The sequence below is a fragment of the Nonomuraea sp. NPDC049421 genome (assembly GCF_040677005.1).
GTDB lineage: Bacteria > Actinomycetota > Actinomycetes > Streptosporangiales > Streptosporangiaceae > Nonomuraea > Nonomuraea salmonea.
The window spans coordinates 179,580-200,300 of record NZ_JBFAQA010000010.1 but is presented as its reverse complement, the minus strand read 5'-3'; the positions used below and the strand labels follow the sequence as shown (position 1 = coordinate 200,300).

The window sequence follows — 20,721 nt, the reverse complement described above, 5'->3', positions numbered from 1 at the left end:
ACGGCGGCGGGGTCAGTGGAGCGGGGCGCGGCGGTCAGCGGAGCGGGGTGCGGGCCAGGAAAGCGCGGGCGTTGGCGGCGCCGCGCTGGTCGCCGGTCTCGTCGAACACCTCCAGCGCCGCGCCCGCCAGCTCGGCGGCCCGCCCCGCCGCGCCCTCCGCCCGGTTCACCCCGGCCAGGGCCAGCAGGGCGTAGGCGTCGAGCAGCCGGTCACCGAGGCGTACGGCGATGCCCCTGGCCTGCTCGGCGGCGGCCCTGGCGGCCGGCTTGGCGGCCTGTGCCAGGCGTACGGCGGACAGGTCGAGCAGCGCGTCGGCCTGCCGGTGCCGGTCGCCCAGCTTGGCCAGCCCCTCGACGGCGGCGAGCAGGCGTTCGGCGGCCTCGTCGAGGCGGCCCGCGCGGCGCAGCACCTCGCCGAGCACCCGGTCGGCGTCGGCCTCGTCACGCACGTTGCCGGCGGCCTCGCGGCACCGCCGCAGCGTCTCCTCGGCCGCGTCGAGCCGGCCCAGCTCCAGGTGGACGCGGCCGAGCCGGAGCCGCACCCGGTTCGCGTGGCGGGCCCCGCCGTGCCGCAGGCATGTCTCCAGCGCCGGCCGCAGCACCTCCTCGGCCTCGTCCCACCGCCGCTCCGCCAGGTGCAGGTCGCCCAGGTCGAGCAGGACGAGCCCGGCGCCCTGGCCGTCGCCCGCCCGGCGCGCCGACGCGAGGCCGAGCCCGGCCACCGTCCGCCAGTCGTCGAGGAACCTGTGCCGCTCCAGGAACGGCGCCAGCAGGTGGCCGAGCCGCCAGCAGTCCTCGTCGAGCCCCGCCGCGTGCAGGTCGCCGACCAGGCCGACCAGGAAGGCCCGCTCGGCGGCCAGCCACTCCACCGACTCCCTGATGTCCCGCGTGGCGACCGCCGTCTCCGGATCGCCCGACACCAGCGAGAACCGCGAGGCCCGCACCCGCGCCAGCGCCGCCGCCGCCACCTTCGCCGGCACGCCGGGCACCGGCTGCTCGCGGGCGAACAGCCGGGTCAGGTCGTGCATCCGGTAGCGGACCTGGCCCGCGACGTCGATCCCGTACGTCTCCAGCAGCCCCGCGTCCACCAGCGCCTCCGCCTGCCCGCCGAGCAGCTCGGTCACCCAGTCGGCGACGTCGGGCGCGGACAGGGCGCCGAGGCCGCGCAGCGTCAGCTTGGCGGGCTCGGGCAGGCCGTCGAAGCCGATCGCGAGCACGCTGCGCACGGTCTGGTCGCCCGCGTGCAGCCGGTCGAGCCGCCCCTGCTCGTCCTCCAGCAGCCGCACGAGGTAGCCGACCGTCCACTCGGGGCGGGCCGCCAGCCGGGAGGCGGCGATGCGCAGCGCGAGCGGCAGCCCGCCGCACAGCCGCGCCAGCCGCGGCCAGGACTCGTCGCCAGCGTCCCGGCCGGAGCCCGCGATCAGCAGCTCCAGCGCCTCCTTCTCGTCGAGCACCCCGACCGACAGCCGCCGCGCCCCGGTCAGGCCGCCGAGCGGGGACCGGCTCGTCACGACCGTCGGGCAGGCCGACAGCAGCGGGCGCACCTGGGCCTCGTCCGCCGCGTTGTCGAGCAGCACGAGCATCGACCGGTTGGCGGCGTACGTGCGGAACAGCCGGGCCCGCTGCTCCAGCGAGGCCGGGATGGCCTGGGCCGGGCAGCCCAGCCAGCGCAGGAAGTCCTCGAGGACGGCGGCCGGTGCCGTGGTCTCGCGCAGGTCGGCGTACAGGATGCCGTCGGAGAAGCCGGCGCGGCGCTGCCAGGCCGCGTGCACGGCCAGCGCCGACTTGCCCGCGCCGGCCTGCCCGTGCACCACCACCTGCTCGCCGATCACCCGCTCCAGCAGTCCCGCGCGGCCGGTGAAGCCGCTGACGTCGGGCGGCAGCAGCACCGGCGGGCCCGCCGACACGTGCAGGGAGACGTCGTCGTGCAGCATGCGGTGGTAGAGCAGTTGCAGCTCGGGGTCGGGCTCGATGGCGTGGCCGCCGTCGAGCTTGTCGCGCAGCACCGCGTACGCCGCCAGCGCCTCGACCCGCCGCCCGCTGCGGTAGAGGGCCAGCATGTACTGGCCGCGGAAGCGCTGCCACGTCGGATGGAGCCGGGTCAGCTGCTTCAGCTCGGCCAGCAGCTCGCGGTGCCGCCCGGCCTCGAGGTCGGCCTGCACCCGGCGCTCCAGCGCGAGCAGCCGCAGCTCCTCCAGCTCATCGCGCAGCCGGCGCGTCTCGGCCCACCGCGCGCCCTCGGGGTCGACGTCCTCCAGCGCCTCGCCGCGCCACAGCGCCAGCGCCTCCTCGTTCGCGCCCCTGTAGACCAGCAGCCGGAACCTGTCGACGTCGAGCAGGCCGTCGCCCAGCGCCAGCACGTAGGAGCCGGACACGGTCGTGATCACGTCCTTGCCGACCAGCCGGCGCAGCTCGCCCACGTAACCGCGGACCAGGGAGTCGGACCTGTCGCCGCCCTCACTCGCCCATAACAGCCTGCGCAGCCGCTCGACCGTCAGCGGACGGCCCGCGTGCAGCAGGAACAGGGCGAGCAGGTCGCGGTGCTTGGGCACGGTCGGGGTGCGGTCGCGGCCCTCGGCGTCGAGCACCGCGAGCGGCCCCATGATGCGGAACTCCATGCGGCCCTCTATGCGACCCTCCATGCGGCCCTCCATCGTCGCCCGGCTCACGCGGACCAGGCGGTGGCCATGCGGACGATCTCCTCCAGATGGCCGCTGTGCGCGCCGTGCCAGTAGACCTGGCCGCACGAGCCGCAGCGGCCGTAGGCGTCGTAGGAGCGCCGGGTGCCCGCCTCCAGCAGCGGCTCCACCTCGTCCTTGGTCACCGGCCGCAGCACGCCGTTGCAGGCGGTGCAGCGCGTCCACGGGCGCAGCGGCGGCGCGAAGCGCTCCAGCAGGTCGCGCAGCTGGTCGGACGGGGCCGAGCCGCGGACGTACGCGCCCAGCCAGAGCGCGCGGCGGCGCAGCAGGCCGCGGTCCTGGGTGAGCAGCACCCGCCGCTCCTCGTTGGCCTGCGCCACGAGCGCCGGGTCGTCCATGTCGTTGTGGTAGGCGGTGTCGATGCCGAGCAGCCGCAGCCGCCGCGCCAGCGTGCCCAGATGCACGTCGAGCAGGAACTTCGGCTCACCGGGCAGCGGCTGGGGGCGCGGCACCGGGTGCACCTCCACCTCGTCGCCCGGCGCGAGCAGGTGGGACGGCGGGACGCCCCGGCCGCCCGCCAGCATCGGCCCCACCTCCGTCAGCGGCACGCCCAGCGACTCGACGTGGTGACCGAGCGTGGCGGTGCCGTCGGGGGTGACCTCCTGCCACTCCTGGCGGCGGCTCGCGGGCAGGAACATCGTCAGCTCTGAGGAGATGCGCAGGCGTGCGATCGTCACGCGTCCATTCTCCGCCACCGGATAGCGTGAATCATGCCCGTTTCCCGCCGCTCCTTCCTCGGCCTTGCCCTGCTCGCCGCCGGCTGCTCGGGCGGCGGCGCGGACCTGCCGGAGTTGCGGCTGGCCACGGGCCTGGCGGGCGGTCCCTACGGCGCGCTCGGCGACCGGCTCGCCGAGGAGCTGCGGCGTGACGGGCGGCGGGTTCGGGTGCTGCGCACCGCCGCCAGCGTGGAGAACCTCACGATGATGACCGACGGGCGGGCCGACGTGGGGTTCGCGCTGGCCGACAGCGCCGACGACGCCGTCCGCGTACGCCGGCAGCCGGTCTCCGCCCTGGCCCGGATGTACATGAACTACGTGCACCTGGTCGTCGCCAAGGACTCCGCGATCACCGGGCCGGGGCAGCTCGCCGGGCGGGCCGTGTCCATCGGGCTCGACGGGTCCGGCACCGCCGTCACCGCCGATCGCGTGCTGGCCGTCGCCGGGCTGACCACCCCGCCCCGCGTCTCCAGACTCGGGCTCGACCCGTCGATCAAGGCGCTGCGTGACGGGCGGGTCGAGGCGTTCTTCTGGTCGGGCGGGGTGCCCACGCCCGCCCTTGAGGCGCTGCCCGACATCCGCCTGGTGCCGCTCGAACCGCTGGTGCCGGAGCTGCGGCGCCGCTACGGGCCCGTCTACGAGCACGCGTCCGTGCCCGCCGGCGCGTACGGGGCCGTCAGGGCGGTGCCGACCGTGGGGACGCCCAGCTACCTTATGTGCCGCACCTCGCTGCCTGAGGACACCGCGTACACGATCACCGAGACGCTCTTCCTGGCCCGCGACCGCCTCCAGGCGCCGTCGGCGCCCGGCGGGCGCCTTGACAAGCGCTACGCCATCGGCACCGGCGTCGTGATCCTCCACCCTGGCGCCGCCCGCTACTACCGCTCGGTCTACGGCTGAGGCAGATGCAGCGCTTGCGCTACGGCTGAGGCAGGTGCAGCGCTTGCGCTACGGCTGAGGCAGGTGCAGCGCTTGCGCTACGGCTGAGGCAGGCGGAGCTCCACGATCAGGCCGTGGGGGTCGGCGGGGAGCAGGTGCAGGGTGGCGCCGCAGGCCCTGGCCAGCTCGGCGGCGATGGCCAGCCCGAGGCCGCTGCCCGGCACGTTCGCGTGGGAGCCCGAGCGCCAGAAGCGGCCGAGCGCCTCCGCGCGCTCCTCCTCCCCGAGCCCAGGGCCATCGTCGGCGACGCGCAGCACGCCGCCGTCCAGGCCGCCGTCCAGGGTGACGGTGACCGTGCCACCCGCGGGCACGAACTTCTGGGCGTTGTCGAGCGCGATGTCCGCGATCCTGGCCGCCGCCTCGGGAACGACCTCGCCGGAGACCTCGGTCACCAGCCGCACGCCCTTGGCCGCGTACACCTCCCGCCACGTCACCAGGCGCGGCCCCAGCTCGACGTCCTTGCCGCCCACCCCCGCGCCCGCCTCCACCTTGGCCAGCGCCAGCAGGTCCTCCACCAGCAGCGACAGCCGGTCCAGCTCCGCCATCGCCTCGGCGTACTCGGTCGTGCCCTCGTGACGCAGGTGCGGCTCCAGGTTCTCCAGCCGCAGCCCGAGCACCGTCAGCGGGGTGCGCAGTTCGTGCGAGGCGTCGGCCACGAACGCCCGCTGCCGCTCCATCGCGCCCGCCACCGCGTCGGCCATCGCGTTGAACCGCTCCTCCAGCCGCCGCAGCTCGGAGGGGCCGACGCCGGGATGCGCCCGCGCGTCCAGCCGCCCCTGGGCGATCGCCCGCGTGGTGCGGTCGAGCTCGGTGACCGGGCGCAGGATCCAGCGGGCCAGCCGCCTGGCCGCCAGCACCGCGTACGAGACCGACGCCAGCGTGCCCAGCGCCAGCGCGCCCCACACCAGCGTCACGTCACCGCGCGCCTGGTCCGTGGGCGTCTGGAGCAGCACCACGCCCGACAGCTGCGCGTCGCGGCCGGCCGGCTCGGCCAGCAGCACCGTGCCGGGGCCGAACGGGCTGATCGTCGGCAGGTCCTCCGTCGTACGGCCGGACAGCGCGAGCCGCAGCGCCTCGCCGTCGTCCACGGTGAAGTCGCCCGCCGTCAGCAGGGCCGTGCCGTCCCTGTCGCGGACGCGGACGGCGGCGCCGTAGAGGGCGGCGTAGCGGTCGACCTCGGCGATCAGAGCCGTGTAGTCGTCCTCGCGAGCCGCCTGGTCGGCCAGCTCGGCGAAGCGGGTGGCGTCGGCGCGGCGGTCGAGCAGCAGCCGGTTGGTCCGGTGGGAGGCGTACGCCAGGCCCAGCGGCACCGCCAGCGCCGCCACCAGGAACACGATCAGCGTCGTGAACGTACCGACCAGCCGGGCGTTCACGCCGTCGAGCCCAGCCGGTAACCCGTGCCGCGCAACGTCTCCACCAGGCCGGGCCGGCCCGTCTTCGCGCGCAGGTTGGCCACGTGCACGTCGAGCGAGCGGGACGCCGACAGCAGCGGGTCGCCCCAGATCTCGTCCAGGATCTCCTCGCGGCCCCGCACCACGCCCGGCTCACGGGCCAGCATCGCCAGCAGGTCGAACTCGCGCCGCGTCAGCGTCACCGGCGCACCGGCCACCGTGACCTGGCGGCCCTCCAGGTCGATGCGGACGTCGCCGACCCGCACCACCTCGTCGCGCGGCGGGCGCGGGCGGGTGCCCCGCCGCATCACCGCCTCCATGCGGGCCATCAGCTCCACCGTACGGAACGGCTTGACCAGGAAGTCGTCGGCCCCCGACCGCAGGCCGCGCAGCACCTCCCGCTCCTCCGTACGGGCCGTCACCACGATCAGCGGCACCGCCGAGACCCGCCGCAGCCTGCGCAGCACGTCGAGCCCGTCCATGTCGGGCAGGCCCAGGTCGAGCAGCACGAAGTCGACGCCCCCCGCCAGGCGGAGGGCGTCGACGGCCAGCCCCGCCCTGGTGACCTGATGGCCGTGCCGGGCGAGCGCCGTGGTCAGCGCGGAGGCGAGCCGATCGTCGTCCTCCACCAGGAGAACCCGCATGTGGCCAGGTTAGACGCGGGCGGGCACCGACTCGGCCGCCGCCTCGCTGCGGGACAGCGCGGCGTCCCTGGTCTCGCGCATGAACAGGTAGACGACGAGGGACACGGCGGCGCAGCCGGAGACGTACCAGTAGAAGCCCGACTCGACGCCGGCGTCCTTGAACCACAGCGCGACGTACTCGGCGGTGCCGCCGAACAGGGCGTTCGCGATCGCGTACGGGAGCGCGACGCCCAGGGCGCGCACGTGCGTCGGGAACAGCTCGGCCTTCACCACCGCGTTGATCGAGGTGTAGCCGGTGATGATGATCAGGCCGATCAGCGACAGCACCAGCCCGCCGCCGAACCCGCTCACCTGGCCAAGCGCCGTCATCAGCGGCACCGTCCCGACCATCGACCCGATCCCGAACGTGATCAGCAGCGGCCTGCGCCCGATCCGGTCCGACAGCGACCCCGCGAGCGGCTGGAGGCACATGAAGACGAACAGCGCGCAGAAGCTCACCAGCGTCGCCGTCTCCTTCGGCAGGCCCGCCGTGTTCGACAGGTACTTCGTGAGGTACGTCGTGTACGTGTAGTACGCCACCGTGCCGCCCATCGTCAGCGCGATGACCAGCAGCGCCTCCTTCTTGTGGGCCAGCAGCTGCGCGATCGTGCCCCGCCGGGCGGGCGCCGCCTCGCGCTCCTCCTCGTCGTACGCCTCCGTCTCCAGCAGGTTGCGCCGCAGCCAGAACACCACCGCCGCGGCCACCGCGCCCACCAGGAACGGGATCCGCCAGCCGTAGGAGTCGAGCGCCTCCTTGGACATCGTGTTCTGCAGGATGATCTGCAGGCCGAGGCCGACGAGCTGGCCCGCGGTCATCGAGACGTACTGGAAGCTCGACGCCATGCCGCGCCGGCCCTTCGGGGTGGCCTCGGTCAGGTACGTGGCGCTGGCCGCGTACTCGCCGCCCACCGACAGACCCTGGAGCAGGCGGGCCACCACCAGCACCAGCGCGCCGACGTAACCGACCGAGTCGTACGTGGGGGCGACCGCGATCAGCAGGGCGCTGGCCGACATGAGCGTGACGGTGAGCGTGAGCGCCGCCTTACGGCCCTTCCTGTCGGCGTAGCGGCCGAGCAGCCAGCCGCCCAGCGGGCGCATGAAGAAGCCGACGGCGAAGATGGCGGCCGTGTTGAGCAGCTTGGCCGTGGTGTCGCCCTCGGGGAAGAAGGACGCCGCGAAGTAGACGGCGAAGCTGCTGTAGACGAACCAGTCGTACCACTCGACGAGATTGCCGACGGATCCGCCGAGCACGGCCTTCCACGGCACGCGTGCCTTGCTCACGAAGAACCTCCTGGAGGGCTCTGGGGGGAGTGGGTGCTGGCCAGAGCCTTACGGCGGAAGGTTGTTCGGACAAGATGAGCGGGGCCAGATCTAACGTCCGCTTAACATGACTTCTTACCTGCACTTAACCAGCCCGCAACACGGGCGGCGGTCTTGGAAGGGCGTGGGTGGCGGCAGGGCGCCACCGGCCGGGGTCTTGCGGGGGTGTGGGTGGCGGCGGGCCGGGGTCGGGGTGTCAGTTGAGGGGTGGGTTCGCGTTCTTCGCCATCTCCAGGCCCAGCACGTCCCACCACTCGCCGGACGGCGGTGACACGACGCCGCGTTCCGGGTCCTTCTCGCCGTCCGTGCCGCGCGTGCACCGGCCGCCGGAGACGCCCGGCCTGGAGATCCACAGGTACGCGTCCACCAGCTCCTCGCCCGTCTCCGTGGTCGGGCGGGGGCCCACGCCGCGGCCCGGCGGGTTGCACCACGTCTGCGGGTCCTCGTAGTGCTCGTCCGGCACCCAGGTCCCCTGGCCGTTCCTGCTGGTGTCCACCACGAAGTGCGGCATCGCCGCGGGGTTCACGCCGTCGTTCTTCGGGCAGCCCGAGCCGCCCGACTTCACGCGGACGCCGATGCAGGCGGACAGCTCCTTGCCGTACGCGACGGTCGGCTCGGTCGCGGTGAAGGCGGCGGTGTTGAGGAAGAAGCCGTCGGCCCGCTCGACGCCCGCCCCGAGCAGCCGCCCGGCCATGACCTCGGTGCCCGGCCAGTGCGCCTGGGCGCCGTCCAGGTAGACGGCCGTGCCCGGGTTCGACTTGAGCGTGGCCACGGCGGCGCGCAGCGCCTGGTAACGCGGCTCGGGGGAACCGCCGGGGTCGCAGTTCTTCGCGCCGGGGACGCGGACCAGGCTGCCGGGTTCGAGGATCACCACCGCCTTGGACGGGCCGATCGTCCTGGCGATCCCCTCGATCCATTCCTGGTAGCCCTTCAGCTCGGTGCCGGAGGGCGGCCGGCAGTCGCTGCCCGGCAGGTCGTCGACCATGAACACCGGCACCGCGCCCGCCTGCCCCGACGCCGTGACCGCCGCCGCCACCTTCGGCCTGACCTCAGGATCGGCGAGCCGGATGGCGTGGGGGACCGCGGCCAGCCGGTCCATCAGCGCGGCGTCCTTCGGGCGGTCCTTGCGCCAGCGGCCGGCCTGCTCGCTCGCGAACGGCTCCTTCGGGGAGTAGAAGGCCACCGCACCACCGGCCCGCAACGGGTTCCCCGCTCCGCCGCCACCGCTTCCCGGCGTGCTCTTCGCCGTGCCGCCCGTCGCGCTCGCGGACGCGCCCGTCGCCTGACTCGCTCCCGTGGCGGACGTCCTCCCGTGGGCACCTGGATCGCCCGACCCCCTGACCGCCATCGCCACGGAGAACCCGGCCACCGCCACGACCGCGACGGCCGCCGCCAGCACCCACTTCCGCTGCCCCGACGCCGCCGTGAGCGCTCCCTCGTCTTCGGGCACCCACCTGCCGGTATCTTGGAGCGGCTCGGCGACCGGCGCGCCGGAGCCGGCCACCTCCGGCAGGGCCGCACTTCCCGGGCCGGTGCTCAGCCGGTCCATGAGGTCCTGCGCGGTGGGGCGCTCGGCGGGGTTCTTGGACAGGGCGGCGACCACCAGGTCGTGCAGCGGCCCAGGCAGCCCGGACAGCTCAGGCGGGTCGTTGATGACGCGCATCAGCACGTCGGGAACGGATCCGGTGCCGAACGGGGAAAAGCCGCTCGCCGCGTACGCGACCGTGCAGCCCCAGGAGAAGATGTCCGACGCGGGCCCCACGGTGACGCCCGACACCTGCTCGGGCGACATGTACGACGGCGTCCCCACGATGGCGCTGCTCATCTCGGAGTCCACGAGATGCGCGATGCCGAAGTCGATCACCTTGGGCCCGACCTGCGACAGCAGCACGTTCGACGGCTTGAGGTCGCGGTGCACGACCCCGGCCCCGTGGATGGCGCGCAGGGCCATCGCCATGGCGGCGGCGAGTCCGTCGAGCGCCGACCCCTTGAGCGGCCCCGACTCCTCCACAGCCGCGTCCAGGCTGGGGCCCTCGACGTATTCGGTGACGAGGTACGCCACGTCGCCGCCGACGTCGGCGTCGAGCACGGGCGCCGTACAGAACCTGGCGACCCGCTGCGCGGCGGCCACCTCGCGGGCGAACCTGCGGCGGAAGCCGGCGTCGGCGTCCATCCTGGCGTGGATGACCTTGACCGCGACCCGGCCGCCGGGGCCCTCGCCGAGGTAGACGACCCCCATGCCGCCCTCGCCGAGCCGGCCCAGCAGGGTGTACGGCCCCACCTGCCGCGGATCTCCGTTCCTCAGCGACTCCAAGGTCATAATGCGTCAGGTTAGCCCCGGCGCGGCGGCCGGGCCATGCTTATGCGATTCACAGCGATCTTCACAGCGGTCTTCACAAGGGCAGCCGCCACTCGTGCCACTCGTCGAACAGCTCGAACCCCATCGCCTCGTTGATGGCCAGCATGTGGGCGTTGGAGACGGCGTTCCAGGTGATGATCCGGTCGAGGTGCGGCTCGTGCTCGCGCAGCCACAGCAGGTTGGCGACCTTGAGCAGCAGCCCGAGCCGGTGGCCGCGGTGCTCGCGCAGCACGGTGGTGTCGGTCTGGTGGCCCCAGCCGTTGTCGCGGGCGGTGTCGAGCAGGATGCGGGTGTAGCCGGCGGGGGCGCCGTCAGACGTGCGCCGGGCGATCGTGGTGTAGCTGGTGCGGGCGGTCAGCGGGATGGACTCCTCGCGCTGCCGCAGCCGCTCGACGGAGTGGACCTGGTCCTCGACGCCGGGGTCGCGCGGGGCGTCGTTCATGCCGTCCATCAGCACGGCCAGGTCGGGCAGCAGCTCGGGCCCGGCCGGGCCGATCCACTGCTCCAGGTGGTAGCCGGGCACCTCGGGACGCATGCGGCGCAGCGCGTCCCAGTCGGCGGCGCGCAGGTCGAGCGTGCGTCGGGCCTCGTTCATCGCCACCGTCATGCCGCGCGCGGCGGCGAAGCGGGCGGCCGTGCCCGTGGTGATCGTCTCGGTCAGCAGCAGCGTCCTGCCGTTCGCGCGCATCCGGTCGAGCGCGTGCGCGAACAGGGCGGTGCCGAGGCCACGGCCCTGCGACTCGGGACGTACGGCGAGCGGGAAGAGCCAGCCGATGTGCCGGTTGTCGGTCTCGTAGAGCTCCAGCCCGTAACCGCCCGCCACCTTGCCGCCGTCGGTCGCCACCCACGCCTCGTAACGCTGGCCCGCCCCGCCTCTCCTGATCAGATGGGAGAACCAGGCCAGGGTGGGCTCAGGGCCGCGGTCGTCGCCGCTCGCCGCCTCGGCCGTGACGTACGCCTCGTGCAGGCCCTCGATGAGGCCGCCCGGCTGCTCCGGGTCGATCGGCTGGATGCGCATGGAACCAGGAGACCGCACGACCCCGCCCCGAGGCGAACGATTTATTGCCGGTAGTTCTCCACTTCGCGGGGCGGCCTGGCGGTGGCGCCGTCGGGGTCCTCGCCCGCGCCGCGCCTGGCCCTGCGCTGCCTGAGCAGGTCCCAGCACTGGTCGAGCGCCGTCTCCAGCTCCTTGATGCGCGCCTGCTCCTCGTCGGTGGTCACCTGACCGGCCGTGAGCCTGTCGCGCAGCTCGTGCTCCTCGTCGACCAGGGCGCTGATCCTGGTCAGAATCTCGTCGTCACGCATGTCCAAGACTCTAGTCAGTGCGTGATAGAACACGCCCTATGTCAGGCATTGCGCTGGTAAGGAAGCCCGGTCCCCGCGTCGCCGAGGGCATCGTCACCCATCTCGCGCGCGAGCCGGTCGATCCCGAGCGGGCCGCCGTCCAGCACGACGCCTACGTCGCCGCGCTGGCCGAGGCGGGCTGGCGGCCGGTGTACGCGCCGCGCGCCGACGACCTGCCCGACGCGCCGTTCGTGGAGGACGCGGTGGTGGTGTCGGGCCGCCTCGCGGTGCTGACCAGGCCGGGCGCCGAGGAGCGGCGGCCGGAGGTGGAGTCGGTGGCGGAGGTGGTGCGCGGCCTGGGCCTGCCGTCCGTGCGCATCGCGCCGCCCGCCACCCTCGACGGCGGCGACGTGCTGCAGGTCGGCTCCACCGTGTACGTCGGCAGGTCGGCCCGCACCAACGACGAGGGCATCGCGCAGCTCGCCGCCCTGCTGCCGGAGCGCGGGATCGTGCCCGTCGAGCTCAAGGGCGTGCTGCACCTGAAGTCGGCCGTCACCGCGCTGCCCGACGGGACGCTCATCGGCGACCCGCGCCGCGTGGACCTGCCGGGCCTGCTGGTGCCGGAGGAGGAGGCGGGCGCGCACGTGGTGCCGCTGGGCGGGAACCGGGTGCTGCTGTCCGCCGCGGCCCCTCAGACAGGGACGGTGCTCGAACAGCGCGGCTATATGGTGATGAAAGTTGACATTTCGGAATTCGAGCGGCTGGAAGGCTGCGTGACCTGCCTCAGCGTGCTCGTGGCGGACTGACGTTCTCACGATGTGAGAACCTGCGCGGCCTGCGGCGAGACGTCTGGTAGCGTGCATGGCATGCTGCGCGGGCTGCTTCTTAGCTGCCGCGGCGGGGGCCTGTAGAGGCCGGCTCCCTCGCCGCGGAGCCAGTCGTGCGCGTCGGCCGCTTTTCTTCCGAAGACCGACGAGGAGCACCGACTCATGACCGCTCAGCAGCCCAGCCGCATGCCCGTCCATCGTTATCAGCCGTTCGAGCCCATCCGGCTGACCGATCGCACCTGGCCCGACAAGGTCATCACCAAGGCGCCCCGCTGGTGCGCGGTCGACCTGCGCGACGGCAACCAGGCCCTGATCGACCCGATGGACTCCCACCGCAAGCTCCAGATGTTCGAGCTGCTCGTACGCATGGGCTACAAGGAGATCGAGGTCGGCTTCCCGGCGGCGTCGCAGACCGACTTCGACTTCATCCGCAAGATCATCGAAGAGGGCCGCGTCCCCGACGACGTGGTCGTCCAGGTGCTGACGCAGGCCAGGCCCGAGCTGATCGAGCGCACCTTCGAGTCGATCGAGGGTGCCAAGCAGGCCATCGTGCACCTGTACAACTCGACCTCCACCCTGCAGCGCCGCGTCGTGTTCGGCCAGGACAAAGACGGCATCACCGCCATCGCGGTCGAGGGCGCCAAGCTGGTGAAGAAGCTCGCCGACGCCACCGACGTCGACGTCCGCTTCCAATACTCGCCCGAGTCGTTCACCGGCACCGAGCTCGAATACGCCGTCGAGGTGTGCGACGCCGTCAACGAGGTGTGGCAGCCCACCCCCGACCGCAAGGTCATCATCAACCTGCCCGCCACCGTCGAGATGGCCACCCCCAACGTCTACGCCGACCAGATCGAGTGGATGCACCGCAACCTCAAGCACCGCGACTCGATCGTGCTGTCGCTGCACCCGCACAACGACCGCGGCAGCGCCGTGGCCGCCGCCGAGCTGGGCTACATGGCGGGCGCCGACCGCATCGAGGGCTGCCTGTTCGGCAACGGCGAGCGCACCGGCAACGTCTGCCTGGTCACGCTCGGCATGAACCTGTTCTCCCAGGGCGTCGACCCCGAGATCGACTTCAGTGACATCGACGAGATCCGTCGCATCACCGAATACTGCAACCAGCTGCCCGTGCACCCGCGCCACCCGTGGGGCGGCGAGCTGGTCTACACCGCCTTCTCCGGCTCCCACCAGGACGCCATCAAGAAGGGCTTCGAGCACCTCGAGCGCGACGCGGCGGCGGCCGGCGTGCCGGTCGACGAGTTCACCTGGGCGGTCCCCTACCTGCCCATCGACCCCAAGGACATCGGGCGTTCCTACGAGGCCGTCATCCGGGTCAACAGCCAGTCCGGCAAGGGCGGCGTCGCGTACATCATGAAGGCCGACCACCAGCTCGACCTGCCGCGGCGGCTGCAGATCGAGTTCTCAAAGGTCGTGCAGGCGCGCACCGACAGCGAGGGCGGCGAGATCAGCCCGGCCGCGATGTACGAGATCTTCCGCGACGAATACCTGCCCAACCCCGCCAACCGCTGGGGCCGGCTCAGCCTCATGGCCCACCGCCACCAGTCCACGGTCGACGACAAAGACCGCATCAGCGCCGACGTGCGGCTCGACGGAGAGATCCGCGAGATCGACGGCACCGGCAACGGCCCCATCTCGGCCTTCATCGACGCCATCGCCGGCGTCGGCATCCAGGTGCGCGTCCTCGACTACGTCGAGCACGCGATGACCGCAGGCAGCGACGCCAAGGCCGCCTCCTACCTGGAGTGCGAGGTGAACGGCCAGGTCCTGTGGGGCGTCGGCATCGACACCAACGTCACGACGGCCTCGCTCAAGGCGATCATCTCGGCCGTCAACCGCGCCTCCCGCTGACCTGCGAAAGCCCGAGCCCTCACGGCGGTGAGGGCTCGGGCTTTTTCATGCCCTGGCGAAATGACCGAGTAGTGAACGTTGCGTTTCTTTGGGGTAGATTCTATGCTCGGTAGAGAACGAGACGTTCTCTAAAGGAGCGGCCATGGGGCTCGTGCTGTCGGGGCTGATGCTGTGCATGCTGCTCGGCGCGCTCGATCAGACGATCATGGCGCCGGCGCTGCCCGCCGTGGCGGCCGGGCTGGGCGGGCTCGATCAGATGTCGGCCGTCGTCAGTGCTTACCTGGTGGCCGCGACCGTCGTCATGCCGGTCTACGGCAAGCTCGGCGATCGGTACGGGCGCAAGCCGGTCATGCAGGCAGCCATCGTGATCTTCGTCGCCGGGGCCGTGCTGTGTGCGCTGGCCACGTCGATGCCGCAGTTCATCGCCTTCCGGGCGGTTCAGGGCATCGGCGGTGGCGGGTTGATGATCGGGGCGCAGGCGATCATCGGGGAGGTGGTGAGCCCGCGCGAGCGAGGGCGCTACCTGGGGCTCATCGGCGCCGCGTACGTGGTGGCGGCCGTGGGCGGCCCGCTGATCGGCGGGTTCTTCATCGACCAGCTGAGCTGGCGGTGGATCTTCGTCATCTACCCGCCCCTGGGGCTGCTCGCGCTGATCGTGCTGACCGCCACGCTGAAGCTGCCGAGGCCCGTCGGCCGGGCGCCGCTCGACGTGGCGGGGGCCGTCACGCTGGGCGTGGCCGTCGTGGGCGTCGTCCTGCTGGGGGAGAGCGGCAACCCCGCCTACCTCGGGCTGGCGGCGGCCGGCGTGGCCGGCTGGCTGCTCAGCGCCCGCTACGCGACCGATCCGATCCTGCCGCTGCGGCTGTTCAGGGACCGGGCGTTCGCGGTGCCGGTGGCGATCAGCTTCGTCGTCGGGTTCGCGTTGTTCGGCGCGACGTCGTACCTTCCCGCGTACGCGCAGATCGCGCTGCACACGAGCGCCACCCGCGCAGGGCTGATGGTGACCGCGCTCATGGCCGGCGTGCTGCTCACCACCATCGTCTCCGGCCGCCTCATCACCAGGACCGGCGTCTACAAGCCCTACCCCGTCGCGGGCACGATCGTCGCCGCGGCCGGGCTCGGGCTCATCGGGCTGGCCGGCGCCTCACCGATCGGGCTCGTGGCGGCGATGGCGCTGACCGGGCTGGGGGTGGGGCTCGTCATGCAGGTGATGGTGACGGCCGCCCAGAACGCCGTCCCGTACGAGGACCTGGGCACCGCCACCTCGTCGGTCACGTTCCTGCGCCAGATCGGCGCCTCCGCCGGGGTCGCGCTGGTCGGCGCCCTGATCACGCTGCGGTCGGGCATTTCGGGGAGCAACCCGGCCACGCTGCCGGAAGGGATGCGCGAGACGTTCGCCGCCGCGGTGCCGCCCGTGTTCGCGGCCATGGCGCCGCTGCTCGTCGTCGCGTTCTTCCTGGCCCTGGCCCTGCCGGCGCGCCCGCTCCGCACCACCGCCTACGTCGAGGAGAGACAGTGAAACTGGTCGCACCCCTGAACGCCTTCGGGCGCGCCGACCTGGCCATGGCCGGAGGCAAGGGCGCCAACCTGGGCGAGCTCGTCAGGCACGGCCTTCCGGTGCCCGACGGGTTCGTGATCACGACGCACGCGTACGAGCTGGTCGCCCGCGGTCGTGACACCCGCGAGCACTTCGAGACCGTCGAACCCCCCGACGAGCTGCGGGAGGCCGTCACCGATGCGTACGCGCGGCTCGGCGGCGGGCCGGTGGCCGTGCGGTCGAGCGCGACCGCCGAGGACCTGCCGGGTGCGGCGTTCGCCGGTCAGCAGGACACCTTCCTCAACGTGGTCGGGGAGCAGGCGCTGCTCGACGCGGTACGCCGCTGCTGGGCCTCCCTCTGGACCGACCGCGCCGTCGCCTACCGGGCCCGCCTGCGCCTGGACGACTCCGAGGTGCGGATCGCGGTCGTCGTGCAGCGGATGGTGGAGGCGGAGACGGCCGGGGTGATGTTCACCGCGAACCCGGTCACCGGCGACCGCACGCAACTCGTCGTCGACGCGGGTCGGGGGCTGGGGGAGGCGGTCGTGTCGGGGCTGGTCACCCCCGATCACTATGTGCTCCGGCCGTCGGGCGAGGTCGTGGACTTCATGCCGGGCCGCGGCGAGGTCGTGGTCCGCAGCGCGGAAGGCGGCGGCGTCGTCCACGAGAGCCCGGCGGGGGCCGGTGCGCAGGGCGATGGGCAGGGTGATGGGCGACACGGTGGGCCGGGTGCCCGGGCCGAGCGGGGGCCGGTTCCGGGCACCCCTGGGTTGCTGTCCGATGAGGTGCTGCGGGAGCTGGCCACGCTCGGGGGGCGGGTGGCCGAGGTGTTCGGGCGGCCGCAGGACATCGAGTGGGCTCACGTGGCGGGTCGGCTGCACCTGCTCCAGGCCCGGCCCATGACCGCGCTGCCGCCGCCTCCGGTGGGGCCGCTCGACGGGATACGGCGCAGGACGGCCGAGATCCTCATGGAGTACCTGCCCGAGCGGCCGTACCCGATGGACATGTCCTCCTGGCTGCCCAACGGCCCGGCGGGGCAGATGAGCAAGGTGTTCGCCGCGTACGGCGTCCGCAACCTCATCCACGAGGCGCTCAAGGAGGAGGACGGCGTCGTCTACCGGATCGTTCCCGTCAAGCCGGGCTTCGAGCGGAAGGTGCTGACGGCGCCGTTCCGCGCGCTGCGCAAGGCCAGGAGGTACAACCCCGCCCGCTGGACCGAGGACCCCCGCTTCCAGGCGTACCTGAAGGACGTCGAGAAGCTGCGCGCCCTCGACCTCGAGGAACTGCCGTGGGAGGAGCTGCGGCGGGTGCCCAGGCAGGCGATGGACCTGGTGGGCCCGGTGGCCGACCTGCGGATCGACTACCTGCCTGGCGTCGGGCTCGCGCTGCTGCGGCTGATGCTGGGGCTGACGCTGCTCGGCCGCAGGAAGATGTTCGGCGAGCTGCTGCTCGGCGCGCCCACCCGCACCTCCGACGCCAACCGGGCGCTGGAACGCCTGGCCGAGACGGCTCGCCGTACGGGGGCGCTGGAGGCGGAGCGGCCGCCCGCGGAGTTCGCCCCGGAGTTCGCCCCGGAGTTCGCCCCGGAGTTCGCCGCCGAGCTGGCGGACTTCATGGCCGAGTACGGCCACCGCGAGACCGCGAGCCCCATCCTCATCACCCCGCCCACCTGGGCCGACGCCCCCGAGGTGGTGCTCGACCTGGTGCGGGTGCTGGCGGCGGCACCGCCCAAGGAACGGGAGGAGCAGGCGGGGCCGCCGGTGAGACCCCGGTGGCTGGCGCGCCGGGTGGCGGCGGCCCGCGCGGGCATGGTCTTCCGCGAGGACAGCCACTTCTCGTTCATGATGCCGGCGCCGGTCATGCGCAGGGCGCTGGTGGAGATGGGCCGCAGGCTGGCGCAGGCACGCCTGCTCGACCGCCCCGATGACGTCTTCCACCTGCGGCTGGAGGAGCTGGAGTCGCTGCGCGGCACCGACGACCCGGCCGCCGCCCGGCTGCGCGACGTGGCCAGGAGGCGGGCGGCCAGGCGGGAGGAGCTGTCCGGGGTGAGGCTCATCGACCCGGCGGCCGTCCACCCCGTCACCGACCCCGGCCCCGCGCTGCTGACCGGCGCGGCGGCGGGCGGCGGCACCGCCACAGGACCGGTCAAGGTGATCGCGAACGTCGCCGAGTTCGGCCGGCTGGAGCCAGGTGACGTGCTGGTCTGCCCCTACACGAACCCGTCGTGGACGCCGCTGTTCCAGCGCGCGGCGGCGGTCGTCGTGGACACCGGCGGCGCCGCCTCGCACGCCGCCATCGTCGCCAGGGAGTACGGCATCCCGGCCGTCATGGGCACGGGACGCGGCACGTCCGTGCTGGAGGACGGCCTGCTGGTCACCGTCAACGGTGACACCGGCACCGTCACGGCCGCTCCCTAGAATGCCTGCCATGGTGACCGACCACCGCAAACAGCCGCGCCGCAGGGGCGAGGCCCTGAGCGCCGCGATCTTCCAGGCCACGCTCGACGAGCTGTCCGAGGTCGGTTACGCCGGGCTGACCATGGAGGGGGTCGCGGAGCGGGCGCGGGCCAGCAAGGCCTCGCTCTACCGGCGCTGGCCCAGCCGCATCGAGCTGGTGATGGAGGCGGTCTACCGGTCGCTGCCGTCGCCCGGCTCCGCGCCCGACACGGGCAACCTGCGCGACGACCTGGTGGCCCTGCTGACCACCACCTCCAACGCCCTGTCGGGCCCGGCGGGCGAGGCGATGCGCGGGCTGCTCGGCGAGGCGCTGCGCGGCGAGTCGCCGCTGGGCTCGATGCGGCGCAACACGCAAGGGAGGGGCCGGCGGCTGATGGAGGAGGTGGTGCAGCGGGCGATCGAGCGCGGCGAGGTGGACCCGTCCGACGTCACGCCGCGCCGCATCGACGCCGGTCACGCCCTGCTGCGCCACCACTTCCTGTTCGAGGGCCTGCCGTTCCCCGACGGCCTCGTGGTGCAGATCGTGGACGAGGTGCTCGTCCCGCTGCTCAAACCGTCGTCCCGCTGAGCGAGGGCATGTCCACGGCGCCCGCCCTGCCCCTGGCGAGCGTACGGCCCGCCACCAGAGCGGTCATGGAGACGCCGATCAGCGCGCCCGCCGCCACCGGCGTCACGAACGCCGGCGACGCCTGGCCCAGCACGAGCAGCACGGCCACGGCGAGCCAGGCGAGGCCGTTCATCAGCGCGGCGACGGCAAGCGACCGGCCTGCGGCGAGCACGGCGGGCCCGAACGCCGGAACGGCCGAGGCGATCAGCGGCAGCGGCAGCACCAGCGCCATGAGGATCGGCACGAAGAACCCGCCCGTGATCGCCGTCCCCAGCGGCCCGAGAGACTGCCCGAGAGACTGCCCGAGCAGGAGGACGACCACCAGCGCGACGGGGACGGCCAGCAGGCCCGCCGTCCGCAGCATCCGCCGCGCGGTGGTCCTGGCCGCCTGATCGTGGAAGGAGTGGACGCGGACGGCGGAGCCGAGCTGCCAGAGCGACAGCAGCGCCGTCACGCCCGCCGCGACGAAGAGCGACGTCGCCGTGCCGCGCAGCTGGCCGGCGATCGGGCCGGCGGCCGCCGCCCGCGCCCACACGCCGGACAGGTCGCCGAGGCCGGGCCGCCACAGGAACCACAGCAGGAAGCCGCCCGTGACCAGCGACACCGCGAGCGGCACGCGCAACGGGCCCGCGCCGGGGATACGCCGGTGGTGCAGCCAGGCGTCGGCCGCTCCGGCCAGCAGATCCGCCACTGTGCGCGGGCGTACCGGCCGGGCGGCGACCAGGTCGCCCACCTCGTCGCCGTACCGCTCCCGCCATGCCTTCGGATAGAGACGCAGCGCCGCCTCAGCCAGCCACCGCAGCACACCGGCCCCCGTTTCCCCGCGCGGAGGAACGCCGCCTCCGCCGGTCGTGGTCGTCGAAGAGGAGCGTCCCCGCCTCGGGGGACGCGGGCGGGCAGGAGTCATGCCGGCCCCAGCGCCACGCGCGTGCTGCCGGCCCGCTCGATGCGGCGCAGCGTGGCGAGCTGCTCGCCGAGCGCGGCCCGGCCGCCTGGCGTGATCCGGTACGGCTTGCGCCGCTCGGCCGAGGCGACCGGCTCGATCCAGCCGCGCTCCTCCAGCCGCATCAGCGCGCCGTAGAGCGTGCCCGGCTCCAGTGAGGTGCCGGAGAACTCCTCGATGTCGCCGATCATCCGGTAGCCGTGTTTCTGCCCCTCCGCGAGGCTGATGAGCACCAGCAGCGCCACGTCCGTGAAGCGGCCGAGCTCCTGTGTCCTGCGAGCCATGTATTCAGTAAAACTTAGTAAGTCTCACTGAGCAAGTCCCAAGGTGCCCGCCGTCAGCCGCATGGTGTGCTCGAAGGCGGCCTCCCGGTGCTCGATGGTGTTGTCGAACTGGCCGAACACCTCGAACGTGACCCAGCCGTACAACGTGCTCCAGGCGGTGACCGCGCGCCAGACCACGGCGTCGGGCACCTCGGGCATCAGCTCGCGGATGGTCGCGGCGTCCCCCGCCAGTTCCTGCGCCGGCTCCTGCGGCGCCCCGTCGGATGGCGGCCGGATCGCGCCGGCCCGCCAGGCGTCGGACACGAGGCGGCCCAGCACGACGACGTCGCGTACGCGGGCCTCGATCGTGGCCTGCGGCGCCTGGTAGCCGGGCACGGGGGAGCCGTAGATGAGCGCGAACTCGTGGGGGTGGGCCAGGGCCCAGCCGCGGACGGCGCGGCAGACGGCCAGCCAGCGGCCGAGGTGGTCGTCGCGGGCCACCTCGGCCTCGCCGGTCTCGACGGCCTCGCCGAGCGCGTTGTAGCCGTCGATGATCAGCGCGGTGAGCAGGTCATCGCGGCTCGGGAAATAGCGGTAGATGGCCGACGACACCATGCCCATCTCGCGGGCGACGGCCCGCAGGGACAAGCCGCCGGCTCCCTCGGTGGCGAGCCTGCGCCGTGCGATGTCGGTGATCTCTCTGGTCAGCTCGGCCCTGACGCGTTCTCTTGCGGTGCGGCTGGCGGTCATGCCGAGCAGATTATCAGAGCGGTGCCAAAAAAAGAGAGCACTGCTCTTGACTATAAGCGCTCTTTTGAGAGAGCATTGC

The 20,721-nt window shown here is 73.1% G+C and carries 17 protein-coding genes; 6 read left to right on the top strand and 11 right to left on the bottom strand.

The window, feature by feature from the left end:
* Positions 1–34: 34 nt before the first annotated feature.
* Both AB0K18_RS19420 and AB0K18_RS19415 read right to left on the bottom strand, forming a co-directional pair.
* Entirely contained in the window at positions 35–2,641 is a 2,607-nt protein-coding gene (locus AB0K18_RS19420) for a BTAD domain-containing putative transcriptional regulator (protein WP_364915704.1), read from the bottom strand.
* 23 nt (positions 2,642–2,664) lie between these two features.
* Positions 2,665–3,375 (bottom strand): Mut7-C RNAse domain-containing protein, encoded by a 711-nt coding sequence (locus AB0K18_RS19415; protein WP_364915701.1) that lies wholly within the window; start codon positions 3,373–3,375, stop codon positions 2,665–2,667.
* Positions 3,376–3,408: 33 nt separating this feature from the next.
* On the opposite strand from AB0K18_RS19415, the gene AB0K18_RS19410 reads away from it, so the two are divergent.
* Positions 3,409–4,314: a TAXI family TRAP transporter solute-binding subunit gene (locus AB0K18_RS19410; protein WP_364915699.1), complete on the top strand. Its 906-nt coding sequence runs from the start codon at positions 3,409–3,411 to the stop codon at positions 4,312–4,314.
* Positions 4,315–4,391: 77 nt separating this feature from the next.
* Here AB0K18_RS19410 and AB0K18_RS19405 read toward each other — a convergent pair whose 3' ends face one another.
* The 6 genes from AB0K18_RS19405 to AB0K18_RS19380 form a co-directional block, all read right to left on the bottom strand.
* Entirely contained in the window at positions 4,392–5,726 is a 1,335-nt protein-coding gene (locus AB0K18_RS19405; protein WP_364915696.1) for a HAMP domain-containing sensor histidine kinase, read from the bottom strand.
* Positions 5,723–6,388: a response regulator transcription factor gene (locus AB0K18_RS19400; protein ID WP_364377682.1), complete on the bottom strand. Its 666-nt coding sequence runs from the start codon at positions 6,386–6,388 to the stop codon at positions 5,723–5,725. Before AB0K18_RS19400 ends, AB0K18_RS19405 begins: the two co-directional genes overlap by 4 nt.
* Before the next feature lie 9 nt (positions 6,389–6,397).
* Positions 6,398–7,708, bottom strand: a complete 1,311-nt coding sequence (locus AB0K18_RS19395; RefSeq protein ID WP_364558093.1) for an MFS transporter — start codon at positions 7,706–7,708, stop codon at positions 6,398–6,400.
* A gap of 235 nt (positions 7,709–7,943) precedes the next feature.
* A complete protein-coding gene (locus AB0K18_RS19390) occupies positions 7,944–10,067 on the bottom strand; it encodes a glycoside hydrolase family 6 protein (RefSeq protein WP_364915692.1) in 2,124 nt (707 codons plus the stop codon).
* A 73-nt stretch (positions 10,068–10,140) separates the two neighbouring features.
* Positions 10,141–11,124 carry a GNAT family N-acetyltransferase gene (locus AB0K18_RS19385; RefSeq protein WP_364915689.1) on the bottom strand — a complete coding sequence of 328 codons (984 nt, stop codon included), beginning with the start codon at positions 11,122–11,124 and terminating at the stop codon, positions 10,141–10,143.
* Between the two features lie 41 nt (positions 11,125–11,165).
* Positions 11,166–11,411 carry a DUF2630 family protein gene (locus AB0K18_RS19380; protein ID WP_364915686.1) on the bottom strand — a complete coding sequence of 82 codons (246 nt, stop codon included), beginning with the start codon at positions 11,409–11,411 and terminating at the stop codon, positions 11,166–11,168.
* Positions 11,412–11,449: 38 nt separating this feature from the next.
* Here AB0K18_RS19380 and ddaH point away from each other — a divergent pair, with 38 nt between their 5' ends.
* The 5 genes from ddaH to AB0K18_RS19355 all read left to right on the top strand — a co-directional run bounded on the left by ddaH (position 11,450) and on the right by AB0K18_RS19355 (position 18,647).
* A complete protein-coding gene (gene ddaH, locus AB0K18_RS19375) occupies positions 11,450–12,196 on the top strand; it encodes a dimethylargininase (protein ID WP_364915683.1) in 747 nt (248 codons plus the stop codon).
* A 183-nt stretch (positions 12,197–12,379) separates the two neighbouring features.
* The gene (gene leuA / locus AB0K18_RS19370; protein WP_364915680.1) at positions 12,380–14,086 is read left to right on the top strand and encodes a 2-isopropylmalate synthase; all 1,707 of its coding nucleotides are present in this window, start codon (positions 12,380–12,382) and stop codon (positions 14,084–14,086) included.
* 142 nt (positions 14,087–14,228) lie between these two features.
* Complete coding sequence (locus AB0K18_RS19365) at positions 14,229–15,605, top strand: MDR family MFS transporter (protein ID WP_364915677.1); 1,377 nt, start codon at positions 14,229–14,231, stop codon at positions 15,603–15,605.
* A complete protein-coding gene (locus tag AB0K18_RS19360; RefSeq protein ID WP_364915674.1) occupies positions 15,602–18,040 on the top strand; it encodes a PEP/pyruvate-binding domain-containing protein in 2,439 nt (812 codons plus the stop codon). The genes AB0K18_RS19365 and AB0K18_RS19360 overlap by 4 nt, the downstream gene beginning before the upstream one ends.
* Positions 18,041–18,050: 10 nt before the next feature.
* Entirely contained in the window at positions 18,051–18,647 is a 597-nt protein-coding gene (locus AB0K18_RS19355; RefSeq protein ID WP_364915671.1) for a TetR/AcrR family transcriptional regulator, read from the top strand.
* Here AB0K18_RS19355 and AB0K18_RS19350 read toward each other — a convergent pair.
* The 3 genes from AB0K18_RS19350 to AB0K18_RS19340 form a co-directional block, all read right to left on the bottom strand.
* The gene (locus AB0K18_RS19350; protein WP_364915668.1) at positions 18,628–19,491 is read right to left on the bottom strand and encodes a hypothetical protein; all 864 of its coding nucleotides are present in this window, start codon (positions 19,489–19,491) and stop codon (positions 18,628–18,630) included. The two genes, AB0K18_RS19355 and AB0K18_RS19350, sit on opposite strands and share 20 nt — an antisense overlap.
* Before the next feature lie 98 nt (positions 19,492–19,589).
* Positions 19,590–19,913, bottom strand: a complete 324-nt coding sequence (locus AB0K18_RS19345; RefSeq protein ID WP_345399206.1) for a helix-turn-helix transcriptional regulator — start codon at positions 19,911–19,913, stop codon at positions 19,590–19,592.
* Positions 19,914–19,937: 24 nt separating this feature from the next.
* Positions 19,938–20,642 carry a TetR/AcrR family transcriptional regulator gene (locus tag AB0K18_RS19340; RefSeq protein ID WP_364915665.1) on the bottom strand — a complete coding sequence of 235 codons (705 nt, stop codon included), beginning with the start codon at positions 20,640–20,642 and terminating at the stop codon, positions 19,938–19,940.
* Positions 20,643–20,721: the final 79 nt, after the last annotated feature.